This window comes from Desulfotruncus alcoholivorax DSM 16058 (genome assembly GCF_000430885.1).
Lineage (GTDB): Bacteria > Bacillota > Desulfotomaculia > Desulfotomaculales > Desulfallaceae > Desulfotruncus > Desulfotruncus alcoholivorax.
The window spans coordinates 1-23,719 of the sequence record NZ_AUMW01000038.1 but is presented as its reverse complement, the minus strand read 5'-3'; the positions used below and the strand labels follow the sequence as shown (position 1 = coordinate 23,719).

Below are 23,719 nucleotides of genomic sequence, written 5' to 3'. Positions count from 1 at the left end.
CGCTTAATCGGAGCCCTGCTCATGGAGCTTGACGATAAGTGGGCAACCGGTAGAAAGTATCTGGATATGAGCGAATACCTGCAGTGGCGAAAAGAGCAAAACCTTGCCTGCCATCGAAGTAATGTCGCTTATATCCGATAAAAATAAGGCCAATATATTTACCCTTGAACACCGCTTGTCAACCGTTACCAGCGGAGCCGTGCGCCTGTCAAGGGTCCGCGAAGCGGAGGCGCAAGCCTTTACCCTTGACTGGCGCATGGCGAGCTGGATAATTTAAGTGGCGGTGTTCAGGTTAAAATGCTAGCTGAGGAATTTTACACAACAATTTGGACTTGATCCGGTGCGGAAAAAAGTAACGCCGAAATTATTCAAGCTGTTTTCACAATTATCAGCTCAGTAATTTAAATTTATAGCTTAAATTAACTGGCATATTTATTTATCAAGCAGGAATACTAACATTAAATATTGGATAAAATAAAATTTTTATTTTCACGGGAGGTGCCGATACAATTTGAGCGATAATCATCAAGTAGCATTGCCGGGCAATTATACGCTTCCGGATTTAATGAAGGTCACTTCAGCTACAGGACTGGTGCCCGGGGAATTGCAGCAGTATGTATACCCCGCGCTGGAAGAGTTTAAAAATGAAATGGCCGCGGAACTTGGCATGCCGGATTACGCCAATATTGACAAAGGGGAACTGCCCAGCAGGCAAAATGGCAAAGTGGGCGGCGGAATGACTAAAAAAATGGTAGCCTTTGCTGAAGCGGTGCTGGCCTGGAATTACAAAAATAGAATGCTGCAGGATCAGAGGAACAATGTACAGCTGGCGCTGGAAGATTAGCACGGATTAAAAACCGTGCTTTATTTCTTTTCGCGGATTTATATAACCAACAAACAAAGTTATTTAAAACTTTAGCTTATAATAATTTCAATTAATCAACTACTATGATATAATTTTACATTATCTAAAAATTTTAAATAGTACTTGAATTTTGAAAGAGAGGTGGAAGTCTAAGAGTTATTTCACAAATATTCTTAAAATAAAGTTAAGTAACATGTTTCATAATCGGGGAGGTGCAATTTTGACTCACCATAAAATTGGATCAGTAATGGTTATTGGTGGTGGGGTGGCTGGAATACAGTCCGCACTGGATCTGGCCGACTCCGGCTACTATGTTTACCTGGTGGAGAGTTCTCCTGCCATTGGAGGGGTTATGGCCCAGCTGGATAAGACATTCCCTACCAACGACTGTTCCATGTGTATCTTGTCGCCAAAGCTGGTTGAAAGCGGGCGGCACGGAAATATTGAGTTGATTACTAACGCAGGGGTAGAAGGTTTGGAGGGGGAGGCCGGAAACTTTACCGTTAAACTAAGGATAAAGCCCAGGTATGTCAACATTGAAAAATGCGTAGGCTGTGGTGTTTGCGCGGAAAAATGTCCGGTTAAAGTACCCAATGAGTTCAATGAAAATTTAAACGAGCGGAAAGCAATTTACGTTAAATACGCCCAGGCTGTTCCCTCTGCTTACGCTATAGACGAACGTTACTGCCTTTACCTAACTAAAGGCAAAGAGAAAGGAAAAGACATTTGCAAGCTTTGTGTTAAACACTGTAAAAGTGACGCTATAGATTTTGACCAGCAAGAGGAGTTAAGGGAAATAAATGTAGGGGCAATTATCGTTGGTTCCGGCCTTAGCCCGTTTAATCCCAAGGATATGAGGAATTACGGGTTTGGAGTCTTTCCCAATGTAATGACCAGCCTTCAGTTTGAAAGGTTATTAAGCGCATCGGGACCGACCGGCGGGCATGTGGCCAGACCCTCAGACGGAAAGACGCCGCGCAGAATAGCCTGGATCCAGTGTGTGGGATCAAGAGATGTGGCTAAGAGCGGCAATGCTTATTGCTCTTCTGTTTGCTGTACTTATGCTTTAAAAGAGGCTATTGTGGCTATGGAGCACGTTCATGGCCGGCTGGATGCCACCATTTTTTACATGGATATGCGCACCTTCGGCAAAGATTTCGAAGGGTATTTGGAACGGGCCAAGTATGAATTTGGTGTTCGTCTGGTAAGATCGCGCATTTATGAGCTAAATGAAGGGCCGGACAATAATATCTTAATCAGATATGCTTCACCCGAGGGAGACATCAAGCTGGAGGAATTTGACCTGGCCGTATTGTCGGTTGGCATGAAGCCGGGCCAGGATAATGAAAAACTGGCCGCAGCATTGGGCGTAAAGCTGAATAAGTTTGGCTTTTGCCAGTATCCCAACTTTAATCCCGTCAGCACCTCCCGGGACGGTATTTTCGCCTGCGGGGCCTTCCAGGGACCGATGAGTATCCCCCGGTCGGTGGTTCAAGCCAGTGCAGCAGCCGGAGGGGCCATGTCTGTGCTTGCTGATGTCAGAAACACGATGGTTCAAAAGCAGGAAAAACCACCTGAGAAAGACGTTGCCGGGAAGGAGCCGAGGATAGGGGTATTTGTCTGCCGCTGCGGGATTAATATTGGGTCGGTGGTGGAAGTGCCTGCTGTTGTCGAGTACGCCGGGAAGCTGCCGGGCGTAGTTCACGCCGAAGAGTGCCTGTTTGCCTGTTCTCAGGACAACCAGGGTAATATTAAGGAATTAATCAATGAAAAAGATTTAAACCGGATCGTAGTTGCCTCCTGCACCCCCCGCACGCACGAGCCTATGTTCAGGCAAACCCTGCGGGATGCGGGCTTAAACCCGTACCTGTTTGAAATGGCCAATATCCGGGAGCACTGCTCCTGGGTGCACTCCGATAACAGTGAGCTGGCCACCCAGAAAGCCAAGAGCCTGGTAAAAAGGGCTGTAGCCAGGGTCGCCCTGCAGGAGCCGCTGTATGAAATAAGCCTTGGCGTTACCCAGTCCGCGCTGGTTGTCGGCGGCGGCGTGGCCGGGATGAATTGCGCCCTTGACCTGGCCCGGCAGGGGATCAAGGTTTACCTGCTGGAGAAGGATGTGGTGCTCGGCGGCCTCACCAGGCGCATCAACTACACGATGGACAGGCGCAACATTAGGGATTATCTGCGCTCGATGATTGAGGAAGTTCAGGGCAACCCGCTGATTGAGATTTATTACGGGGCGAAAATCAATAATGTTTACGGGTATGTGGGCAATTTCATCACTACCGGAACTTCGCTCAAAGGTGATTTTGAAATCAATCACGGCGTGGCGGTAATAGCCATTGGCGGCAGGGAATACAAGCCCGTAGAGTATCTATATGGCAAGGATCCCAGGGTTATGACCAGCCTTGATCTGGAAGAAGCCATAGCGGGCAACAGCCAAATGGTGGAAGACGCCCGCAATATTGTGATGATTCAGTGCGTGGGCTCGCGCGAGCCGGACCGCCCCTACTGCAGCAGGGTCTGCTGCTCCGAGAGCGTTAAAAACGCCATTAAGCTGAAAGAAATGAAGCCCGAGCTTAATGTTTTCGTGCTTTGCAGGGATATGCGCACTTATGGCTTCTTTGAAGGGCTTTACCAGCGGGCGCGGAAAATGGGCGTCATATTTATCAAGTTTACCCAGGACAACAAGCCCAGGGTCGAACAGGTTCAAGAAGGCGCCAAAACCGTTCTGCGGGTGACTACTACCGAAAACGTCCTTAACCTTCCAATGGTTATTGATGCTGATATTGTTGCTCTCTCCCCGGCTATCCTGGCCCCCGAAGACGGAGAAGAAATGGCCAAACTGTTTAAAGTGCCCAGAAATGAAGAGGGATTTTTCCTGGAGGCTCACGTCAAGCTCCGCCCGGTTGATTTCAACACTGACGGGGTATTCATGTGCGGAATTGCGCATGCTCCCAAACTAATTGACGAGAGTATCGCCCAGGGTAAGGCTGCCGCAGCAAGGGCGATGACTGTGCTATCCAGCGATAATCTTGTCGCCGGCGGCGCGGTGTCTGCAATTAATAAGGAGCGCTGCTCCGGCTGCCGCATTTGCGTCGACCTTTGCCCTTATTCCGCCATCTCATTCAACGAAGAGTTTAAATATGCCGAGATTAACCAGGTACTCTGCAAGGGTTGCGGTGTTTGCACGGCTGCCTGTCCGACCAAAGCCTGCTCCACCAGGAACTTCAGCGACGAAATTATCATGGCGGAAATTGAAGCGCTGTGCAATTAACCGGTAAGGAGGTAGTGAGCTTGGAAAACTTTGAGCCCAAAATAATCGGTTTTTTATGTAACTGGTGCAGTTATGCCGGAGCCGACCTTGCCGGCGTTGGTAGAATGCAGTATCCCTCTAACCTGCGAGTGATCCGGGTGATGTGTTCCGGCAGGGTTGACCCTACTTTTGTCTTTAAAGCGTTAAGCGAGGGTGCTGACGGGGTACTGATTGCCGGGTGCCACCCGGGCGACTGTCATTATACCGACGGCAATTATAATACGCTGAAGAGGATTCCACTGATGTTAAAAGTGTTGGAACAGTTCGGAGTTGAAAAAGAGCGGGTCAGAATGGAATGGATTTCTGCCGCTGAAGGCTCGATTTTCGCCGGTGTGGTCAAAGAATTCACGGAAACAGTACGCAAGCTCGGTCCCTATAAGAGGAATGGACTGGAAAGGGGGGGCAAGGTTGGCTAAATTAAATCTTGCATTATACTGGGCCTCGTCCTGTGGTGGCTGTGACGTGGCTGTGCTGGATGTTAACGAGAAGATACTGGATATTGCAGCCGTGGCTGATATCGTTTTGTGGCCGGTGGCGGTGGACGGTAAATACGCCGATATTGAAGCAATGGAGCCGGGCACTATTGATGTCTGCCTGTTTAACGGCGCGGTGCGCAACTCGGAGAACGAACATATTGCCATGCTTCTGAGGGAAAAATCCAAGGTTATGGTGGCATTCGGCAGCTGCGCTGTTTCCGGCGGGATTCCGGCGCTGGCCAATTTCAAAGAGCGGGATGAAGTCTTGAAAAGGGTGTTTATGGAAACACCTTCAACCGTTAATCCCGAAGGTGTGCTGCCGTTAACCAGATGTGAGGTGCCGGAAGGAACCCTGAGCCTGCCTGAGTTTTACAAATACGTCCACTGCCTGGATCAGGTGGTTGAGGTTGATTATTATGTCCCCGGGTGTCCCCCTACGCCCCAGCGTATTTGGGATGTTGTTCAGGCTATTGTTTCCGGCAACCTGCCTCCGCGTGGCGCGACGGTGGGGGCCACGGAAAAGTCCTTATGTGACGAGTGTAAAAGAATCAAGCAAAATAAAAAGGTTAAACGTTTTTACCGGGTGCACGAAATTATACCGGACCCCGAGCGCTGCCTGCTGGAGCAGGGTTTGCTCTGCATGGGACCGGTAACCAGGGGAGGTTGCGGCGCCCAGTGCATCAGCGCCAACATGCCCTGCCGCGGCTGCTACGGGCCGCTGCCGGGAGTTATTGACCAGGGCGCCAAGTACATCAGCAGTATCGGCTCAATTATGGATGTGCAAAGTCCTGAAGAAGTTGAGAGCTTGCTGGAAACAATTGCGGACCCGGCCGGGACTTTCTATCGTTTCGGTATGTCAACCGCTTTATTAAGGGGGGCGAACAGGTAATGGGCAGAAGAATAACCATAGATCCGATAACCAGATTAGAAGGACACGGAAAAATTGAAATCTTCCTGGATGACGCCGGAGCGGTGGAAAATGTTTATTTTCAGATTCCGGAACTGCGGGGGTTTGAAAAATTCTGCGAGGGGCGCCCGGTAGAGGAGTTGCCCAGGATTGTCAGCCGCATTTGCGGCGTCTGACCCTCGGCTCACCATATGGCCTCGGGTAAGGCCAACGATGCGGTATTCGGAGCAGAAGTTCCTTCTGCGGCAAAGAAACTCAGGGAGCTGTTTTACAGCGCTCACTTTATCCATAGCCATATTGCGCACTTTTATGCCCTGGCCGCCCCGGACTTTGTCATGGGGCCGGATGCCGACCCGGCCGAGCGTAATATCCTTGGCGTGGTAGGTAAGGTCGGGCTGGAAATAGGCGGCGAAGTGATTAAACACCGCGCCTATGCCCAGGATATCCAGGCCATGCTGGCCGGCAAGGCGACTCACCCGGTATGGGTGCTGCCGGGTGGGGTCAGCAAGGGCTTAAACCAGGAGGAGCGCGCCAGGGTTGAGCAAATGGCTCAATCGTGTGTCGACTTTTCACAGTTTTCTTTAAAACTGTTTGAAGATGTAGTACTGAAAAACAAGGGTTATGTCGACCTGATTTTAAGCGACGGCTACCGGCTGGTAACCAACTACATGGGGCTTGTGGATGATGACAACAAGGTTAATTTCTATGACGGTAAAGTCAGAATAGTTGACCCGGAAGGTGTGGAAATCGGCAAGTACAGCCCTTCGGAATATCTTGATTTTGTCAATGAACACGTTGAGCCCTGGAGTTACTTAAAATTCCCCTACCTGAAGAAACACGGCTGGACCGGGTTTAATGAAGGCAAGGGCACGGGTATTTACCAGGCGGCGCCTTTGGCCAGGCTCAACGCGGCGGACGGCATGGCCACCCCGCTGGCCCAGGAGGCTTATGAAAAAATGTATGATACCCTGGGCGGCAAGCCTGTTCACGCTATTTTGGCCGCCCACTGGGCCCGCCTGGTGGAGCTGCTTTATGCATCGGAGCGGCTGCTGGAATTGAGCAGGGATGAGGAAATAACCAGCGATGTTATCCGCAAAATCCCGGAAGGAACGCCTTCTGAAGGTGTGGGAATCATTGAGGCGCCCCGGGGCACGCTGACCCACCATTACAAAACCGATGAAAAAGGAATGGTTACCGCAGTAAACCTGATCGTGGGTACGACCAACAATCACGCGCCTATTTACATGGCAGTCAAGAAAGCCGCCCGGGCGGTGATCAAGCCGGGCATGGAAATAACGCAGGGGTTGTTGAATATGGTTGAAATGGCTTTCAGGTCCTACGATCCCTGCTTTAGTTGCGCTACCCATGCTATCTTCGGCGAACTGCCGCTAAAATTTGTTGTGTACAATTCATCAGGTGAGATTTGCCGGGAATTCCAGAGAACACAGCTTTAAATAACACACATGTCGCTAGCGCGGCACCATCAGCGGCATGAAAAAGGGGATGCCAAGGGATCTAAGTAGGGGCGGACGACCCTGTCCGCCCGCCCTCCCAGAGGTGTCAGGCACCTGGGTTATTCCGAAAAAAAGCTTTTTCTGGATAGAAAGCAGGCCGTGCAGTGTCCATCTGGCTCTGTGCGGCTTTCGCTCATGTTAATAGGCTGGTTTTAGCATAATATTAACAACAGGATGGTATTTAAATGAATAACACTAAAAAAATTTACGTAATTGGCTGCGGCAATACCCTGGCCGGTGATGACGGGGTGGGTATTGTTGTACTAAGGCGGCTGATGGAAAAAGATATTCCTGATAAGGTTGAATTTATTGAGGCCGGTATTCCCGGTCTCTCTCTGGTGGAATTAATGCTGGGTGCGGAAAAAGCTGTCCTGGTAGACTCTTTTTTGGGAGGCGACGCACCGGGGCGGGTGGTCCGTTTTAGCGAAAGCGAGCTGCCCCCGGTTGGCTATAACGCCGGACAGTCGCACGGCATCGGCCTCAGGGAGGCCCTTTCCTTTGCCCGGGGTGTTATGCCCGAAGGCTTTCCCCGCGAAGTTGTCGTAGTCGGGGTCGAAATCGAGCGCCCGGAGCGGTGGGTTGAGGGGCTGTCCCCTGCCATAGCTGCGGCAGTTGACGAGGCTGTGGACATGGTTTATGCGGAGGTTCTGGCTGGTGCATGAGATATCTCTAATTCAGGCACTGATTGAAACAGTTAAACACAGCGCTGCCGAAAATGACATTGCCAGGGTAAATAACGTTAGAATAGTAGTTGGAGAGCTATACGGCGCACTGCCGGACGCCCTTGAGTTTGCTTTCCAGGTGCTTACCAAAGGGACCGTCTGCGAGGGTGCTGTGCTGGAAATTGATAAAAAGCCACTCGTGCTGAAATGCAGGGAATGCGAAAGTGAATACCGGCCCGGTGAAATTAACTGGAAATGCCCTGCTTGCGGCTCAGGTGGCGCCACGGCTATCAGCGGCAAAGAGTTATACGTCGACTATTTCGAGGGAGATTAAGGAGCTGGCTGTTTTGAAAATTATTGTAGGCAGAGACCTTTTGCTGGCCAATAGCGACCAAGCCGGAGTGAACCGGGAATTGTTCAAACAAAATAAAGTGGTGGTAATTAATCTCATCAGTTCGCCCGGGTCCGGTAAAACAACCCTGATGGAAAAAACCGCCGTTATGCTGGCTGAACGGCTAAAAATCGGAGTTGTCGTTGGAGATCTTTATACCGAGCGTGACGCCGCGCGGATTGAAAAAGCCGGCGCCGCTGCGGTGCAGATTAACACCGAGGGACTATGTCACCTTACGGCCGGTATGGTTTACCGGGCGCTGCAGGAAATGCCGCTGGCGGAATTGGATGTGCTGTTTATTGAAAACGTCGGCAACCTGGTGTGCCCGGCTGCTTTTGACCTGGGAGAACAGATGAAAGTTGCGGTTTTAAGTGTGACCGAGGGAATAGACAAGCCGTCCAAGTACCCGTCTGTTTTTAGAGAGGCTGTGGCTGTGGTGATCAGTAAAGAAGACCTTTTGCCCCATACTGATTTCGACCTTGACACTTGTATTGCTGAGTTAAAAGAAATAAACGACCAATTAAAAATTTTTATCACTTCGGCCAGGAGCGGCCGGGGTTTGGATGAATGGTGTTCCTGGCTGGAATCTTTAGCAGGGGCAGAATAAGACATTAGCGGAGGTGCAGCAGATGTGCTTGGGAATACCGTGCCTGGTGGTTGAAGTGCCGGATAAACAGTGGGCGGTCATTGAAGCGGGAGGTATCAGGCGGAAGATTGGTATACACCTGGTAGGGGATGTGGCGCCGGGGGAGTACGTAATGGTCCATGCAGGCTACGCGGTAGAAAAGCTGGACCTGGCCGAAGCCGAGGAAAGGATAAAATTATGGGAGGAGCTCTTACGCTTTGAAAGTGCTGGAAAGGCTGAATGACATGGAACTTGGTCAAAGGATGCTGAAGTGGGTCAGGGAAAAAGCGGCCCGTGCGGCGGACCGGCTGGGGCGGCCGGCTGTGTTGATGGAAGTTTGCGGCACCCATACCACTGCTATTTCACGCTCCGGTCTGAGGGGTTTACTCAAGGGGTTGGTAGAATTGCGCAGTGGCCCGGGATGCCCGGTTTGCGTAACTGCAGCGGGTGATATTGAGACAATGATCGGCCTTTCCAGGCTACCCGGCGTTACCGTGGCTACTTTTGGCGATATGCTCAGGGTTCCCGGCCGGGATTCCTCCCTGGAGAGGGAAAGAGCTGCCGGCGCCCGGATCAAAATAGTCTATTCTCCTGCTGACGCAGTGGAACTGGCCAGGGACAACCCTGGCACTGAAGTGGTATTTCTCGGTGTTGGTTTTGAAACCACGGCTCCTCTGGTTGCGCTGAGCATGAAACAGGCCAGGGACACCGGCTTGAAAAACTTCACCGTCTATTCCGTGCATAAAATAATGCCCCCGGCGCTGCGGTCGCTGCTGGACCGCGGCGACATAAATGTGGATGGTTTGATCTTGCCCGGCCATGTGTGCGCTGTTACGGGCTCGAAAGCCTTTAAATTTATAGGTGAAAATTACGGCATACCCGCCGCTGTGACAGGGTTTACGCTGGTAGATATCATAGATTCGGTAAATGCCCTGCTGGACAAGATATTGTTAAAAGACTCTGAAACCAGTAATAATTACCGCTGGGTAGTTAAACAAGAAGGCAACGTGGAGGCCCGCCGGGTGCTGGAAGAGTGCTTTTACACCGGCGCTGCGGCTTGGAGGGGATTAGGCATAATTGCGGACAGCGGGCTGTTGATCAGGGAAGAACTGTCGGCGTATGACGCGCGAATTAAGTTTGGGCTGGAAGTTTCGGTATCTGCAGAGCCGGCAGGCTGCCGCTGCGGGGAACTGCTGCGCGGCTCAATCCTCCCCACCGATTGCGGGCTGTTCGGCCGCAAGTGCACCCCAGCGTTGCCTGTGGGACCATGTATGGTGTCTTCGGAAGGGGCCTGTGCCGCCTACTATCGTTACGAGCGCAGGGAGGTAGCCAAATGACCTGTGAAGTAAACAATTCCCGCGTGCTACTGGCCCACGGGGACGGCGGGTTGCTGGCCCGGGAAATGGTACAGGAAGTTTTTCTGAAATATTTCAACAATCCCCTGCTGGGACAGCTTTCAGATGCCGCCGTTTTTCAGTTTGAGGGGGGAAAGGTAGCTACTACCATTGACGCCTTCGTGGTGGACCCGGTCTTCTTTCCTGGCGGAGACATCGGGAAGCTGGCGGTTTGCGGTACGGTGAACGATCTGGCAGTCAGCGGGGCCCGCCCGTTTTATATGAACGCCTCGTTTATTATAGAAGAAGGACTTCTATTAGTTGATCTGGAGAAGATAGCCGCATCGATGGCCAAAGCCTGCGCTGAGGCCGGTGTAACTATAGTGGCCGGGGACACCAAGGTAGTTCCCCGGGGCCACGCAGATAAAATATTTATTACCACTTCAGGTGTTGGAGTTGTTCCAGACGGGGTGGATCTTGGTTATCACAGGCCTGAGCCGGGCGATTTGGTAATTATCAACGGCAGCATGGGAAATCATGGTTTGACGGTGCTTTGTGCCAGAGAAGCTCTTGGCCTGGAAGGTGCTCTGGCAAGTGATTGCGCCCCGCTGAACCATACGATTTTTTATCTGCTGAGCGGCTGCCCGGGGGTCAAGCTGATGCGTGACCTGACCAGGGGCGGGTTGGCCTCTGCGGCAAAAGAAATAGCCGAATCGTGCGGTATGGACATTTATATCAAGGAAGCATCGGTGCCTGTGGACCGGGAGGTCAGGGGTGCGGCTGAAATGCTGGGCCTTGACCCCTTATACCTGGCCAATGAGGGAAAATTTTTGGCTGTTGTAGACGCAAGGGAATCCGGCAGGGCGCTGGAACTCCTGCGGGAAACCCGGTATGGCAGCGGCGCCGTAATTATCGGGGAGGTCCGTGCCGGGCGGGGCAATGTCTATTTGCAAACTGCCCTGGGGGGCACAAAAATTCTGGATCTGCTGGCCGGTGCCCCACTGCCCAGAATTTGCTGAAAAGTGGTGGAAGGACGTTTTGGCGAAAGAGATAATCGGGAAAAAGATATCGGTGACCGGGGTGGTCCAGGGAGTGGGCTTCCGGCCTTTTATTTTCGGGCTGGCCCGGTCCCTTGGCCTTAAAGGAACAGTTCAAAATTCCGGCTATGGTGTGCAGATTTTGGTGGAAGGCCATAAGGAACCGGTGGAAAAATTCATTAATGAAATCTGTGCAAGGCCCCCGTCCCTGGCCAGTATTTCAAAGTGCCTGGTGGAGGAAAACCCCCTGCAGGGTTTTAAGGAATTCAGTATCAGGCGCACTGAGGGACAGGTTACGGGCGACTCTGTGGCGCCGCCTGATGCTGCCACCTGCAGCCAATGCCGCAGCGAAATTTTTGACCCGGCAGACCGGCATTATCAATATCCTTTTACCAACTGCACCAACTGCGGGCCCAGGTTCACCATTTTAAAAAAATTACCTTACGACCGCCCCTGGACATCGATGGATCAGTTCGCCATGTGCGACGAGTGTGCCAGGGAATATCAAGACCCCTGCGACAGGAGGTTTCACGCCCAGCCTGTCGCCTGCCCCAAATGCGGCCCCAAGGTTTGGCTGGCGGACCGGGAGGGCAGGACCATTGAGGGTGATTGGCTGGAGCATGCCCGCCGCTTGCTGGCCGGTGGGAGTATCATAGCAGTAAAAAGTTTGGGCGGCTTTCACCTGGCCTGCAACGGCATGGACCCGGTTCCGGTTCGCTTGCTGCGGCTGCGCAAGGGACGCCCGGCCAAACCGCTGGCGGTAATGTGCCGGGACCTTGATATCGTCCGTGCATACTGCAATGTTTCTCCGGAAGAAGAGTCACTGTTAACCTCCCCGGCGGCGCCTATAGTTGTCCTGGACAAGAAAGATCCTTTCCGCCTTCCCGGTGAACTGGCCCCGGCTTTAAACAGCCTGGGGGTGATGCTGCCCTACACCCCGCTGCACCTGCTATTATTTACAGAAGGCCTCCAGGTGCTGGTGATGACCAGCGGTAATCTGCCCGGTTTGCCTCTGGTGAAGGATAATGACCGGGCAATCAATGAATTAAAAGGCATTGCTGATTTTTTCCTGCTGCATGACCGGGACATAGTGCACCGCTGTGATGATTCGGTGGTGCGTTATACCTGCAGGGGCGTGCAGTTTTTTAGGCGGGCCAGGGGTTACGTCCCCCGGCCGATTGAAATAAGCAGCGCAATTGCTGATGCAAACGAAACAGATTATATCGGCGCCGGCGGCGACATGAAAAACACCTTTTGCCTGTTGAAGAAAGGTAAGGCTTATGTCAGCCAGCACTTTGGCTCAATTGATACTCTGGAGGGGTCGGACCATTATAAGCAAGGCATGCAAAAATTTTGTGAACTCATAGGGGCCAGTCCTGCCATCGCCGGCTACGACCTGCACCCCGGTTTTTACAGCTCGGCCATTGCGCGCAGCCAATTCCCGGGTGCCGCCGGCGTCCAGCACCACCACGCCCATATGGCTTCTTGCATGGCCGAAAACGATCTGGACGGAGATGTAATCGGCATCATTCTGGATGGTACCGGTTATGGTACCGACGGTAATATCTGGGGGTTTGAAATTCTTACCGGCGGGTATTTTGATTTTACCAGGGAGTTTCACCTGGAATACGTGCCCCTGCCCGGTGGAGGTAAAGCCGTGCGCAACCCCTGGATAACCGCCTCCGCTTACCTGATCAGCCTGCTGGGCCGGGAGGGCCTGGAAACAGCTGAAACAATGTTTCCGGATAAAATTGAGGAGCTGGGAATCATCCGGAAGATGATTGACCGCAAAATCAATACACCGCTGGCATCAAGCTGTGGGCGCTTATTTGATGCCGTGTCGGCCATTTTAAACATATGCTTGAAAAACTCCTATGAAGGGCAGGCGGCCATAGAAATGAGCGAGCTGGCCCCCAGGGTATTTTATCGCCTTGAGCCATATGATTATGAGATAACGGGTGATATAATTGGAATTACCCCGCTGGTCAGGGCTGTGGTAAATGATTATTATTTGGGAAAAGTATCTAAAACAACAATCGTAAAAAAATTTCATGACACAATAATCGCTATGCTTTTAGAATGTGCTTTGAGGGTAAGGACAAAAAGCGGTATCAACCGGGTGGTCCTCAGCGGCGGAAGCTGGCATAACAGTTACCTGTTATCGGCAGTGACCCGGCTTTTTAAGGATAACGGCTTTAAGGTTTTTGTGCATGGCAAAGTGCCGCCTGGTGATGGTGGAATTTCCCTGGGACAGGCACTGGTTATTTACCACCGGTCAAATGTTAAATATTTAACATAATGATAAAATTTTATTTGGATGCAGGTATTGAAAGCAAAAAGAAGAAAATTAGATGTAGTGTTTGCAGTAAATGGGGGAGCGTTTTTGCCTGGCGATTATTCGATTGATGAGAGAATTAATCTTCTGGAAAAAATTAATGAAAAGTTAACCAATTTAAACTGGATTACTGCCCAAATTGCCGGTGAACAAAACCTGAATACAATTTACAACAGCATTGTTAACGGTTTTGAACAAATTACAGGTATTCCTAAATGCGGTTTGTTTAAGTTGGAAGACCATAATTATAAAACCATCATCATCAAGAACAAGGATATCAATAACGTACCCGTTTTATGTGGTGCTGTAATCAAAGCTTTTAATGCAGCTTTAAAGGACCGGGTGCTGCTGGTTAAAGATATGCATGCCAAGGGGTTTTGCCTGGATGGCTGTCATAATTGCATCATAACCGACATACAGGTGTGTACGCTATATGAGAGCAACGGCAATCCTTATGGTGTTTTGTGCGCTTATGGCAAGAGTGATATCCCGGACGAGGACACGCTGCTTATGATTATGGAGCTGTATGCCATGCAAATTGGCTTAATTCTGGAAAACGTAACCTTAAATAATAAACTGGTCAGCCTTTCCATCACGGACGCCTTAACCGGCCTGTATAACCATCGATATTTTTATGAAAGGATCGAAAGAGAGCTTTATAATATCAAAGGCACAAAGCAGAATCTTACTTTGCTGATGATAGACGTGGACGACTTTAAAAGCTACAATGACACTTTTGGACACCCGGAAGGGGATATTGCTCTTAATAATATTGCCCGGCTGGTTAAAGCTGTTGCCGGGGACAGTGGTATCTGCTGCCGCTATGGAGGAGAGGAAATGGCGGTGATCATGCCCCGGGCCACGGTGTATGACGGAATCGACATGGGAAATAAAATCTGCCGGGCTATTGAAAATTGCAATAATTTCAAAAGAAAGGTGACGGTTTCAGTTGGAGTGGCCGCTGTTGAAAGTTTTGCGGTGTTGGATGATCTGGTAAGGGCTGCCGATAATGCTTTATACAAAGCAAAGGCGGGTGGGAAAAACAGGGTTGTTGCAGGGGATTATTCACGGACATGAGGAACCTGTTTAGCTTTATCCAATTTTACCGTGCGTTATGGAAAGCGGCTGTGCAGCCGCTGATTTGCTTTGGTGGTCAAACAGGATGTCGGTTGGTTATGTTGAATATTATCTGATGAATAATGATTTTTAATAAGGATGGTAAAAATGACAGTTAAAATTGGCGAACCATATTTTGTTGATGAGCTGGTGGTGTATTTTATCAATGAAAATGAAGCCCTGGTTACTGATTATGACTGCCGCTGGGAATTAAAAGCAACTGAAAATACCTGTGAATGCTGCACATTCCGGTTTCGTTCGAGGGTTAACCCAGGCTTTGCCTGCAGGCACATTAAGGCGGTGCGGCAAATGAAAAATAATATTTACTCGAAAAACTAATTTATCTCATTTTGAATTGTATAAACTGCTTGGAGAGATAATATTTTACCGGGTTATTTATTGGGGGGCGGACGCGTTGGAAAGGCCGTTGAATATTACTATCAGGATACAGCTGGAAAACCGGCCCGGCAAGCTGGCCGGGGTACTTGAAGTTATTGCCCGGGCGGGCGGCAACCTGGGCGCCATAGATTTGGTTTCGGCATCTTCAAACCACCTGGTGAGGGAATTAATGGTTTCCGTGAGCAATCGTGCCAGTCTGATGGAGATTATTGCAGCCCTCGACAATCTTCCGGGTGTTCAGGTTTTACATGTTATTGACCGGGTATTTCAAAGCCATCTTGGCGGAAAGATGGAAATCAGGGCTAAAAGGGATATACATAGCCGGGAAGACTTGTCCCTTATATATACACCCGGCGTGGCCAGGGTCTCCACGGCCATAGCAGGAGATAGTGAGAAAGCCTACCGGCTGACGATGAAAGGCAATACAGTTGCAGTAATTACCGACGGCTCAGCTGTTCTGGGGCTGGGTAATATCGGTCCGGAGGCCGCCCTTCCGGTGATGGAGGGTAAAGCCGTATTATTCAAAAAATTTGCAGGTATAGATGCAATTCCCATATGTGTGAATGTGCATGAACCTGAAAAGATTATCGATTTCGTTCTGGCCTGTGCACCAACCTTCGGGGCCATAAACCTTGAAGATATAGCCGCCCCGGGTTGTTTCGAAATTGAAGAACAACTAACCAGGAGACTTGATATACCGGTTTTTCATGATGACCAGCATGGTACTGCCATTGTAACGCTGGCGGGGCTGATAAATTCACTAAAAGTGGTTGGAAAGCAATTGGAAGCTGTAAAGATAGTAATCAGCGGAGCCGGGGCGGCCGGTGTTGCAATTACCAAAATATTACTGGATGCCGGGGCGAAGGATATCGTTGTTTGTGACAGGAAAGGTGCTATTTCAAGAGACAATCTGCCCCAACAGCCGTCGAAGAGGTGGTTGGCCGAGCATACCAATCAACACCTTCAAAAGGGCGGCCTGAAAGAAGTTATCACCGGAGCCGATGTGTTTATCGGGGTTTCAAGTGCAAATTTATTGAACCGTGCTGATATCACGCGCATGGCATCAAAGCCGGTTGTATTTGCCCTGGCCAACCCCGATCCGGAGGTTGAGCCGGAGGATGTTCATGATCTGTGCGGGGTAATTGCCACCGGAAGGTCGGATTACCCCAACCAGATTAATAATGCTCTGGCTTTCCCCGGTGTCTTTCGTGGCGCGCTCGACTGCCATGCCCGGATGATCAACGATAGCATGTGCCTTGCCGCGGCGCAAGCTCTGGCCGGGATTGTAAAACCAGGTCAAATGTCCGCAGAATATATTATCCCGTCGATATTCAATGAGGATGTCTGCCCGGCTGTAGCGCGAGCGGTAGAAAATGCAGCCAGGATAACGGGTGTATCCCGCAAGCACCTGTATGAAAAAGTCGAGGGAAGTTTACTTTTCTAAGTTTACTTTTCTAAAGGACCAGGGAAATATTTACTTGTGTCATTGCGAGCGCAGCGAAGCAATTTCAAATAAGAAAGAGGGACTAACGTAACAGTCCCCCTGTGCCTTTAATTGATCTGAGTCCTCAATGAATGGCTACCTTTTCGGGTAGCTTATCCCGGTTTTCCTGCGTGCCATGACTTTTTGATTCTTGCCGTCTCAATAATCTGCTGAATATATGCAGGTGCATTCTGCGGGGCGATAAGGCAAAGGCCAGAAGGAAAAGTAAACCGGCCGTAAGCACAATGGTTGAACCGGAAGGGAGATCGTAATAGTAAGACAGGCATAACCCTCCCAGTGAAGAGATTAATCCTGCCATAATAGATAGCGCCAGCATCCATTTGAAATTTCCGGTCAATTCCTGTGCAGTGGCGGCCGGGATTACCAGTAATGCCGATGCCAGTATAATCCCCACCACTTTTACTGCTATAACCACTGTGATGGCAATACAGGTGAGTAACAGGTAATAAAGTAACTTAACCGGAACTCCGTTAACCTGCGCCAGTTCCTCGTCAAAACATAGAAATAACAGCCCTTTGAAACACAAGCCGAGAGACACAAGCACTATTCCGCCCACTGATGCCAAAATCAATAAATCCTGGTTGCTTACAGCAAGGATATTGCCGAACAAAAAGCTGAAAAGATCGGCATAATAACCGCTGGTCATCCCCATTACGGTTATGCCGAAAGCCATGGCAGCCGAAAAAAAGATACCAATGGTGACATCCTCCTCGATTTCACCCCGCCGGCTTACAAAACCTATCAGCCACGCAATAACGGTGGCAAAAATTCCCCCCGCCAGAATGGGGTTAAACCCCAATAACACTCCAAGCGCGACTCCTCCCAGGGCAGAATGTGAAATGCCTACACCGGCGAAAGACAGCCTTTTCAGGACAACGAAAAAGGCCACAAATGAACAGATAATGCCAACCAAGATCCCGGCTATAATTGCGCGCTGCATAAAATCATAAGCAAGCATATTCATTGGGACTATCCCCTCCAACCATTAAGCGGTCCGGATAAAAGGTCAAATTCGCACCGGTAAATGTGACTTTCCGACAAGTGCTTAAATACTTCAGCCGGACTGCCGTGTATGTGCATGGTCCGGTTGATGCAGATGATATTATCCGCATTGGCGGATATAGTTGCCAGGTCGTGGGAAACGGTAATTACCGTTAAAGACAGGAATTCCTGCATTTCCCTGACCAGGTTGTAGAACCTGTTTTGGGCGGCGGGATCCAAGCCGTTGGTCGGCTCGTCCAGGATTAACAATTTAGGCTTGGATACCAGGGCTGAGGCGAGGAAGGCAAGCTGCTGCTGCCCGCCGGAAACTTCACCGATCGGGCGATCCTGATGCCCGGCAAGGCCTAATCTTTGCATGACCTCTTCCGACCACTTTTTTTCCGGCTGCCCCGGGCTTTTAAAAAGACCTGTCTCACCAAAAAAGCCCAATAACACGACATCTTTAACCGACAATGGAAAACGCCGGTCAAAGCCTGATTTCTGTGGTAAATAACCGACTTTTCGGTTGAGCCTTTTAAGTGCGGCCGGGTTGGCGCCGAATAATTTTACCTGCCCCCGTGCCGGTTGCAAAAGCCCAAGAATAAGGCGTAACAATGTAGTTTTGCCGGCGCCGTTCGGCCCGATTACTCCAATAAAATCACCTTCGTTAACGGTAAAAGTGATATCTTCCAGGACGCACCTGCCCTGCAAAAAAACATAGACATGTTCAAATTCAACCACGGGGTTTGTTTTCATATGTAACACCTCAAATCGTAACACCTGATTAAGACATAATGTAACCACAAGACTCTCTCACTGAAGAGCCTTTACCAAATTATCCGTATTTGAGCGCATTATGCTCAGGTAGCTGTTGTAGCCGGGAATATTTCCGGCTCCCAGAGGGTCTACCTTTATTACCGGAACCCCGATTTCGCCGGCCAAAACCTGGGCTGCTTTCGGGCTAAACTGAGGTTCAATAAGCACTGCCCTGGCCTTCTTTGACTTAGCCAAATCAATAATGCCGGCAATCCACTTGGCAGACGGTTCTTTACCCGGGAATTCCTCCACAGTTATATCCTCCAGGTTGTATCTGTCTGAATAGTAGCTCCAGGAGGAATGAAATGCGATAAACGACCGGTTTTTAAGGCCGGAGGTTTTTTGGGCTATTTCTTGGTCCAGTTGATCAATTTTACGGCAATAATCTTTAAGATTAGCCTGGAAATAATCTTTGTTTTCGGGTGATAAGGCTGCTAAGGCACCGGCAATTTCAGGGGCCAGGCTATCCTTCACCAGAACCGGGTTAAGCCAGATATGTGGGTTCATGCCGTGGTGATCTTCGCCCGGTGCTGTTTCATCCTCAATCCCCGTCAGTTGATGCTCAGCCAATAAATTAACTTTATCCGCCAGTGTTAAGGTCACCAGTCCAGGTTTGCCGGCCTCTGCCAGTTTGTCGGCAAATGTATCCAAACCCGCGCCGACTTTAACAAAAAGCCGGGTGCCGGAAATTTGCTTTAATTGCTCAGGTGTTGCTTCAAAGGTATGAGGACTGCTGCCCGCCGGCAGAAGTGTGGTTACTTCAACCTTATCCCCGCCTATATTGCTGGTGATGTCCGCAATGGGGAAGATGGTGGCTACCACTTGGATTTTGGCGGTGTCCGCATTTGGTTCGCTCTCCTTATTTGAACAACCTGAGAAAATAATAATCATTAATAACAAAACAAAAGCTGTGATCAATTTCTTATTCAAAACTATCCTTCCCTTCTATGCCGGCACTTTTCGCAGTAACCTGACAGCTCAAGATTATGATAAAGAACCTCCAGGTTATTTTTATTGGCCTCGGATAACTGTTGTGGGCCGATGGGGCACCCTTTAAGACATTTTACGTCGCCGCACTTCAGGCAAACAAAATGATGATGGTGGTGTTCAGCCAGTTCAAACCGGTCGCCCCCGCGGACCCTGATCCTGTTGGCCACTCTTATAAAGGCCAACACCTCAAGATTTCTGTACAGTGTATCCTGGCTGATTGAAGGCAAATCTTTTCTTACCTGTAGAAAAATCTCCTGAGCGGTAACCGGCTTGCTGTTTTTGGCAAGAGTATCGATAATGACCCGGCGCTGGCGGGTTAATTTGTAGCCGCTGTCTTTTAAAACCTGAATAATTTCATGGCTGACGTTCAACTAAGCTCATCCCCCTAAATAGGAATATTCCTATTTTCAACGAGATATACCTATTTTCCTGCACTGCATCAAAAAAAGATATTAAATCAAAGCGTGCCAAATAAAGGGTATATAAGAATTTTATCGAATGTTTTAAAATTAGAGTCTTTACTTGTGAACGGGGGATTTTTAGCTTTGGGTGGCTTGCAATTGACTGAGCACAACGGGGTATTATGTGCCGGATGCACTATTAGCCTTTTGGGCACAAGATTAAATACATATGTTTACCTGGTGGATGGTCTGGCAATTGATACCGGGCCCAGCAAATTTCGAGATAAATATAAAGCTTTTTTTCATTCTCATCGACCGGAACGGGCCGTTTTAACACATTTTCATGAGGATCATAGCGGTAACGCACCGTGGTTGGAGAAGCAAGGTGTGGAGATTTATATTCATCCCTCGGCAGTTCCCTTATGCCGGGTGAACGCTAAAATTCCTTTTTATCGACGAATTTTTTGGGGATCAAGGTCGAAGTTTTCACCCGGGCCGGTTGGGAATAAGATTGATGGTCAAACGAGGACTTTTCAGGTAATAGAAGTGCCCGGTCACTCTTTTGATCATATTGCAATATACGATCATGAAGAGGGCGCTATTTTTACCGGTGACCTTTTTGTGACTCCAAAAACAAAAATTGTTATGAAATATGAGAATATCTACTGCATTCTGGATTCTCTTAAAAAAATTTTAAACTATGATTTTCGAACTGTTTATTGCGCCCACGCCGGAGTGGTTGATAACGGCAGGGAAATGATTAAAAAGAAAGCGGAGCACCTTGAAAGTATAATATATGAAGTCATTCAATTAAAAGAAAAAGGTATGGGTATTGACGAGATAAATAAAAAGATTTTTCCCAAGACTGTGCCGCTTACTTACATATCCGGCAAAGAGTGGTCTTCGGAACATATCATAAGATCGATTATCTTGGATAAGGGAAATGTATAAACAATGTATAAACACAGTGAAAAAAGGCCTCAAACGGCCTTTTTTCACTGTCCGATCAATTAAACAAATATAGTTGTAACGCCTATGATAAAACCAAAGAAAATAATAGCCGGAATAATATTGATGTTGCTCCATTCCGAGTAATCCATTTTGAAATCTTCCTGGACCGGTTCCGCGTGATGCAGGTCCATACAATTACCCCTCCCTTAAGTTGTACCTATTTATTTTTATTATATTTTACATTCAGTGGCCGGTAACCTTCAACTATTTTCAGGAATTATTAAGATCACATAGCGCAAATTACCCGGGAAAGGATTTTTAGGAGTTTTTGCAGAAGGTAGTAAAGACAAATTATTAGGGCCGGATTATATGGCTAAAGCGGAGGTAAATATGAGAACTGTTGACTTGCGAAGCGATACGGTGACAAAACCAACCTTGGAAATGCGAGAGGCAATGGCCCGGGCTGAGGTGGGTGATGACGTTCTTGGCGAAGACCCGACTGTTAAGCGGCTTGAAGCAACGGCAGCGGCAATGATTGGTAAAGAGGCTGCCCTTTTTGTCGCTTCCGGTACAATGGGCAACCAGGTGGCTGTTTTAGCCAATACCGCCAGGGGTAATGAAGTTATCGTTGACGATCAGGCGCATATTTTTTACTACGAGGTTGGTGCGCCGGCTGTTTTATCGGCGGTTCAGCTACGCCCGGTTGCCGGCTTGCATGGTCCGGATGCTTTAACACTGATAAAGGCAGCCATTAGAGATAAAGACAATATCCATTATCCGGAGACCACTTTGCTCTGCCTGGAAAACACGCATAACCGGGGTGGTGGAACGGTTATGACGCCGGAACAGATGCGGGATATATACCGGCTGGCAAAACAATACGGGCTGTCCGTACACGTGGATGGCGCCAGGATTTTTAACGCCGCCGTGGCACTGGGCCGGCAGCCGGTTGAATTTGCCCGCTGGTGCGACTCGATCATGTTTTGCCTGTCCAAGGGACTGGGCGCGCCGGTAGGCTCCATGCTGGCGGGGAGCCGGGAGTTTGTCGACCGGGCGCGCAAGTATCGCAAAGTCTTGGGCGGCGGCATGCGGCAGGCAGGCATCCTTGCTGCGGCCGGCCTGGTGGCGCTTGGGTCGGTCGACAGGCTGGCTGAGGATCATATTCACGCAAAAATGCTGGCCCGGAGCCTGGCCGGTGTACCGGGCGTGCAGGTGGATTTGGATAAGGTACAAACCAACATCATTGTGGCTGACGTGTCCGGTATGGGCATGACATCTGATGAATTTGTGTCCGTGCTGGAGGAGCGGGGAGTGCTGGCCATAACTTTCGGTCCCACGCTGGTCAGGCTGGTGACGCACCGGGATGTGAGCCGGGAAGATGTTGAGTACGCCATTGAAGTAATTAACAATATTAATTAAAAACTGACACACAAAACACAACAGGCCCCATGTGTGCCCAACCGGTTAAACATGGGGCCTGTTTTTTTATCCTTGGTCTTAATCCTTGGTCTTAACCTCTCAGCTGCTTAACTGTGCGCTCGGAGGCGTAACCGGCAACGACACCGTAAACCAGGAAAGATATAAGTGTTATTATGGTTGCGTTGAATCCGATCAGCAGGGGGGAAGTAAACAGGTTCAACGCCGGACCCAGCAAGAGGGCGATCACGGCCCAGAGGAAAAAGCCGTAAACAGCGCCGTAAGCGATGCCGGATATCTGGGCCCGGCCGCTGAAAAAGCTCACCAGCAGGTAGCCGGCGATTTGGCCGGTGACCAAAAGCCCAAACAGGCCGGTATAGCTAAAACCCGGGTTGAAGGTGATCAGTCCCGCCTTGAGAGCCGGCCAAAGCGTTAGGGCTTGCAATGCTGATGCCCCAATGAACCATAAAGACGTGGTTAAATAATTCATGGTATCACCTCGCCGGTAGTTTGCCCACTGAATAAAGTCTTTATATACCCTATAACTACGGACGTAAAACTGATCGCTTCAGAGAAAGGGCCCATAGTTTTATGTCTTCCTGCCAATAAGGGTTTTTTCTAATGTGCCGCGCGACCCGGGGCCGGTGGCCCGCCGCGCTATAGAATTTGCGCGAAAAAAAAGCAGGGCTTGGTGCCCTGCTTTTTTTCAAACATTTTATTAGATATAAGTTAGCTTGATGGCTTTTAGCCGTAATTATGGGTTCCTTTAATTACCTTCACGCCGAATTTTTCCTCAACCTTACCGGCCAACTCGTCAATATCCATGTACGGGCAATTTGGCCACGGTTTAGCCATGCAGGTGGAGAAGTGAATGGCATCGAAATCCGAATTCTTTTTTACGCAGCCGATGTTGGCAATCAGCTGGCGCCCGTTGCATTCGCACTCTAAAAACCCGATTACCTGCACATTGTCCTCGTATTGTGCAAATTCCCCTTCTTTTTTGGCGGCTGCCGTAAGACACTTCCATTCACCGGGACAGCCATAGCCCTGGGATGCATAATTACCGCAGGCAACAATCAGGACTTTCATAGGTTACTCCCCTTCCTAATGGATTAATTATAATTTGAAAATTCGATTTAACTTTTGTAAATCCTATCAGGTTAAACCAATTCTTATACAAAAAATTTCCCTGGTCGGAGTTTTGGGGAGTGCCAACCAGGGGGAGGCTAATGTATGCCAAGATTTATTTTTTAATTCTTAATAACTACATTAAAGGATCCATAGTCAAAGCGGGATGACCCTTCTCTTCGAGGAAAGACATAATTTCCTCGCCGCTGGTGCCGACAGTTTCATCGGCAATCTTATCCACGAAGTCTTTGCCCAGGCCGGCGTTTTCAGCGGCCTCTTCCAGCGCGGCGCGCAGCTCTTCCTTCAGCGCCTTGGGCATCCATACCAGTCTGCCCAGGCCGCCGTCGGCGGGCACGAACTTGGGCGAGGCCAGATACGATTTGCCGATACCCATGAAGCCGGGCATCTGGGCGCCGCCGCCGATGGTGCCGGCCAGGGTGGAGAAGCTCATGCCGGACGGGGTCATGCCGCCGTGTTCGCGGTTGACCACCATGAAGCCGTTGCACTCGGGCACCATCGCGAGGATGCACTCGAAGCAGCCGCAGGAGGTCATCG

General features: G+C 49.7%; 25 protein-coding genes and 2 pseudogenes. 19 read left to right on the top strand and 8 right to left on the bottom strand.

Annotated features, from left to right (window positions below):
- The 17 genes and pseudogenes from H569_RS22315 to H569_RS0115640 form a co-directional block, all read left to right on the top strand.
- Window positions 1-141: pseudogene (locus tag H569_RS22315) on the top strand (IS256 family transposase); the annotation flags it as partial.
- Window positions 122-277 carry a hypothetical protein gene (locus H569_RS22830; protein ID WP_169726456.1) on the top strand — a complete coding sequence of 52 codons (156 nt, stop codon included), beginning with the start codon at window positions 122-124 and terminating at the stop codon, window positions 275-277. The pseudogene H569_RS22315 and the gene H569_RS22830, both read left to right, overlap by 20 nt.
- Before the next feature lie 288 nt (window positions 278-565).
- Window positions 566-844, top strand: coding sequence for an alpha/beta-type small acid-soluble spore protein (locus H569_RS0115710; RefSeq protein ID WP_051273700.1), 279 nt, complete (start codon window positions 566-568; stop codon window positions 842-844).
- Between the two features lie 241 nt (window positions 845-1,085).
- Window positions 1,086-4,142: a CoB--CoM heterodisulfide reductase iron-sulfur subunit A family protein gene (locus tag H569_RS0115705; RefSeq protein ID WP_027365775.1), complete on the top strand. Its 3,057-nt coding sequence runs from the start codon at window positions 1,086-1,088 to the stop codon at window positions 4,140-4,142.
- Between the two features lie 14 nt (window positions 4,143-4,156).
- A complete protein-coding gene (locus tag H569_RS0115700) occupies window positions 4,157-4,597 on the top strand; it encodes a hydrogenase iron-sulfur subunit (RefSeq protein ID WP_169726481.1) in 441 nt (146 codons plus the stop codon).
- The gene (locus tag H569_RS0115695) at window positions 4,590-5,546 is read left to right on the top strand and encodes an NADH-quinone oxidoreductase subunit B family protein (protein WP_027365773.1); all 957 of its coding nucleotides are present in this window, start codon (window positions 4,590-4,592) and stop codon (window positions 5,544-5,546) included. Before H569_RS0115700 ends, H569_RS0115695 begins: the two co-directional genes overlap by 8 nt.
- Window positions 5,546-7,018: a Ni/Fe hydrogenase subunit alpha gene (locus H569_RS20630; protein ID WP_081411061.1), complete on the top strand. Its 1,473-nt coding sequence runs from the start codon at window positions 5,546-5,548 to the stop codon at window positions 7,016-7,018. The genes H569_RS0115695 and H569_RS20630 overlap by 1 nt, the downstream gene beginning before the upstream one ends.
- Before the next feature lie 245 nt (window positions 7,019-7,263).
- Complete coding sequence (locus H569_RS0115685) at window positions 7,264-7,740, top strand: hydrogenase maturation protease (protein WP_027365772.1); 477 nt, start codon at window positions 7,264-7,266, stop codon at window positions 7,738-7,740.
- Window positions 7,733-8,074 carry a hydrogenase maturation nickel metallochaperone HypA gene (gene hypA / locus H569_RS0115680; protein WP_027365771.1) on the top strand — a complete coding sequence of 114 codons (342 nt, stop codon included), beginning with the start codon at window positions 7,733-7,735 and terminating at the stop codon, window positions 8,072-8,074. Before H569_RS0115685 ends, hypA begins: the two co-directional genes overlap by 8 nt.
- A 13-nt stretch (window positions 8,075-8,087) precedes the next feature.
- Entirely contained in the window at window positions 8,088-8,738 is a 651-nt protein-coding gene (gene hypB / locus H569_RS0115675) for a hydrogenase nickel incorporation protein HypB (RefSeq protein ID WP_027365770.1), read from the top strand.
- A 22-nt stretch (window positions 8,739-8,760) separates the two neighbouring features.
- Window positions 8,761-9,000, top strand: a complete 240-nt coding sequence (locus H569_RS0115670; protein WP_027365769.1) for a HypC/HybG/HupF family hydrogenase formation chaperone — start codon at window positions 8,761-8,763, stop codon at window positions 8,998-9,000.
- Window positions 8,981-10,093, top strand: coding sequence for a hydrogenase formation protein HypD (gene hypD / locus H569_RS0115665; RefSeq protein ID WP_238492582.1), 1,113 nt, complete (start codon window positions 8,981-8,983; stop codon window positions 10,091-10,093). The genes H569_RS0115670 and hypD overlap by 20 nt, the downstream gene beginning before the upstream one ends.
- Window positions 10,090-11,109: a hydrogenase expression/formation protein HypE gene (gene hypE / locus H569_RS0115660; RefSeq protein ID WP_027365767.1), complete on the top strand. Its 1,020-nt coding sequence runs from the start codon at window positions 10,090-10,092 to the stop codon at window positions 11,107-11,109. The genes hypD and hypE overlap by 4 nt, the downstream gene beginning before the upstream one ends.
- Window positions 11,030-13,426 (top strand): carbamoyltransferase HypF, encoded by a 2,397-nt coding sequence (hypF, locus tag H569_RS0115655; RefSeq protein WP_081411059.1) that lies wholly within the window; start codon window positions 11,030-11,032, stop codon window positions 13,424-13,426. The genes hypE and hypF overlap by 80 nt, the downstream gene beginning before the upstream one ends.
- 84 nt (window positions 13,427-13,510) lie before the next feature.
- Entirely contained in the window at window positions 13,511-14,539 is a 1,029-nt protein-coding gene (locus H569_RS0115650; protein WP_027365765.1) for a sensor domain-containing diguanylate cyclase, read from the top strand.
- 147 nt (window positions 14,540-14,686) lie between these two features.
- A complete protein-coding gene (locus H569_RS0115645; RefSeq protein WP_027365764.1) occupies window positions 14,687-14,917 on the top strand; it encodes a hypothetical protein in 231 nt (76 codons plus the stop codon).
- A gap of 76 nt (window positions 14,918-14,993) precedes the next feature.
- Entirely contained in the window at window positions 14,994-16,421 is a 1,428-nt protein-coding gene (locus H569_RS0115640) for an NAD-dependent malic enzyme (RefSeq protein WP_027365763.1), read from the top strand.
- 124 nt (window positions 16,422-16,545) lie between these two features.
- On the opposite strand, the gene H569_RS20625 is transcribed toward H569_RS0115640, so the two are convergent.
- The 4 genes from H569_RS20625 to H569_RS0115620 are packed head-to-tail and all read right to left on the bottom strand — an operon-like array spanning window position 16,546 to window position 19,639.
- Window positions 16,546-17,445, bottom strand: coding sequence for a metal ABC transporter permease (locus H569_RS20625; RefSeq protein WP_081411057.1), 900 nt, complete (start codon window positions 17,443-17,445; stop codon window positions 16,546-16,548).
- A 5-nt stretch (window positions 17,446-17,450) separates the two neighbouring features.
- A complete protein-coding gene (locus tag H569_RS20620; RefSeq protein ID WP_034630955.1) occupies window positions 17,451-18,218 on the bottom strand; it encodes a metal ABC transporter ATP-binding protein in 768 nt (255 codons plus the stop codon).
- A gap of 57 nt (window positions 18,219-18,275) precedes the next feature.
- The gene (locus H569_RS0115625) at window positions 18,276-19,208 is read right to left on the bottom strand and encodes a metal ABC transporter substrate-binding protein (RefSeq protein ID WP_027365762.1); all 933 of its coding nucleotides are present in this window, start codon (window positions 19,206-19,208) and stop codon (window positions 18,276-18,278) included.
- Window positions 19,209-19,210: 2 nt separating this feature from the next.
- Window positions 19,211-19,639 carry a Fur family transcriptional regulator gene (locus H569_RS0115620; RefSeq protein WP_027365761.1) on the bottom strand — a complete coding sequence of 143 codons (429 nt, stop codon included), beginning with the start codon at window positions 19,637-19,639 and terminating at the stop codon, window positions 19,211-19,213.
- 189 nt (window positions 19,640-19,828) lie between these two features.
- Here H569_RS0115620 and H569_RS0115615 point away from each other — a divergent pair, with 189 nt between their 5' ends.
- Window positions 19,829-20,620, top strand: a complete 792-nt coding sequence (locus tag H569_RS0115615) for an MBL fold metallo-hydrolase (RefSeq protein WP_157833558.1) — start codon at window positions 19,829-19,831, stop codon at window positions 20,618-20,620.
- A gap of 59 nt (window positions 20,621-20,679) precedes the next feature.
- Here the strand turns inward: H569_RS0115615 and H569_RS23405 are convergent, their stop codons facing one another.
- The gene (locus H569_RS23405) at window positions 20,680-20,811 is read right to left on the bottom strand and encodes a hypothetical protein (RefSeq protein ID WP_257720125.1); all 132 of its coding nucleotides are present in this window, start codon (window positions 20,809-20,811) and stop codon (window positions 20,680-20,682) included.
- A gap of 199 nt (window positions 20,812-21,010) precedes the next feature.
- Between H569_RS23405 and ltaE the strand changes: the two genes are divergently transcribed.
- A complete protein-coding gene (gene ltaE / locus H569_RS0115605) occupies window positions 21,011-22,039 on the top strand; it encodes a low-specificity L-threonine aldolase (RefSeq protein WP_027365759.1) in 1,029 nt (342 codons plus the stop codon).
- A 91-nt stretch (window positions 22,040-22,130) separates the two neighbouring features.
- Here ltaE and H569_RS0115600 read toward each other — a convergent pair whose 3' ends face one another.
- From H569_RS0115600 to H569_RS0115590, 3 genes and pseudogenes are all read right to left on the bottom strand, one after another.
- A complete protein-coding gene (locus tag H569_RS0115600; protein ID WP_027365758.1) occupies window positions 22,131-22,526 on the bottom strand; it encodes a hypothetical protein in 396 nt (131 codons plus the stop codon).
- A 254-nt stretch (window positions 22,527-22,780) separates the two neighbouring features.
- Window positions 22,781-23,125 (bottom strand): CGGC domain-containing protein, encoded by a 345-nt coding sequence (locus H569_RS0115595; RefSeq protein ID WP_027365757.1) that lies wholly within the window; start codon window positions 23,123-23,125, stop codon window positions 22,781-22,783.
- Between the two features lie 175 nt (window positions 23,126-23,300).
- A pseudogene (locus H569_RS0115590) lies at window positions 23,301-23,719 on the bottom strand (acetyl-CoA decarbonylase/synthase complex subunit alpha/beta); the annotation flags it as partial.

Excerpts from the sequence above, each read along its gene's own strand:
- H569_RS22830 (WP_169726456.1), top strand. The coding sequence starts at position 122 with ATGTCGCTTATATCCGATAAAAATAAGGCCAATATATTTACCCTTGAA.
- H569_RS0115710 (WP_051273700.1), top strand. The coding sequence starts at position 566 with ATGAAGGTCACTTCAGCTACAGGACTGGTGCCCGGGGAATTGCAGCAG.
- H569_RS0115685 (WP_027365772.1), top strand. The coding sequence starts at position 7,264 with ATGAATAACACTAAAAAAATTTACGTAATTGGCTGCGGCAATACCCTG.
- H569_RS0115670 (WP_027365769.1), top strand. The coding sequence starts at position 8,761 with ATGTGCTTGGGAATACCGTGCCTGGTGGTTGAAGTGCCGGATAAACAG.
- hypE (WP_027365767.1), top strand. The coding sequence starts at position 10,090 with ATGACCTGTGAAGTAAACAATTCCCGCGTGCTACTGGCCCACGGGGAC.
- hypF (WP_081411059.1), top strand. The coding sequence starts at position 11,030 with ATGTCTATTTGCAAACTGCCCTGGGGGGCACAAAAATTCTGGATCTGC.
- H569_RS0115645 (WP_027365764.1), top strand. The coding sequence starts at position 14,687 with ATGACAGTTAAAATTGGCGAACCATATTTTGTTGATGAGCTGGTGGTG.
- H569_RS20625 (WP_081411057.1), bottom strand. The coding sequence starts at position 17,445 with ATGAATATGCTTGCTTATGATTTTATGCAGCGCGCAATTATAGCCGGG.
- H569_RS20620 (WP_034630955.1), bottom strand. The coding sequence starts at position 18,218 with ATGAAAACAAACCCCGTGGTTGAATTTGAACATGTCTATGTTTTTTTG.
- H569_RS23405 (WP_257720125.1), bottom strand. The coding sequence starts at position 20,811 with ATGGACCTGCATCACGCGGAACCGGTCCAGGAAGATTTCAAAATGGAT.
- ltaE (WP_027365759.1), top strand. The coding sequence starts at position 21,011 with ATGAGAACTGTTGACTTGCGAAGCGATACGGTGACAAAACCAACCTTG.
- H569_RS0115600 (WP_027365758.1), bottom strand. The coding sequence starts at position 22,526 with ATGAATTATTTAACCACGTCTTTATGGTTCATTGGGGCATCAGCATTG.
- H569_RS0115595 (WP_027365757.1), bottom strand. The coding sequence starts at position 23,125 with ATGAAAGTCCTGATTGTTGCCTGCGGTAATTATGCATCCCAGGGCTAT.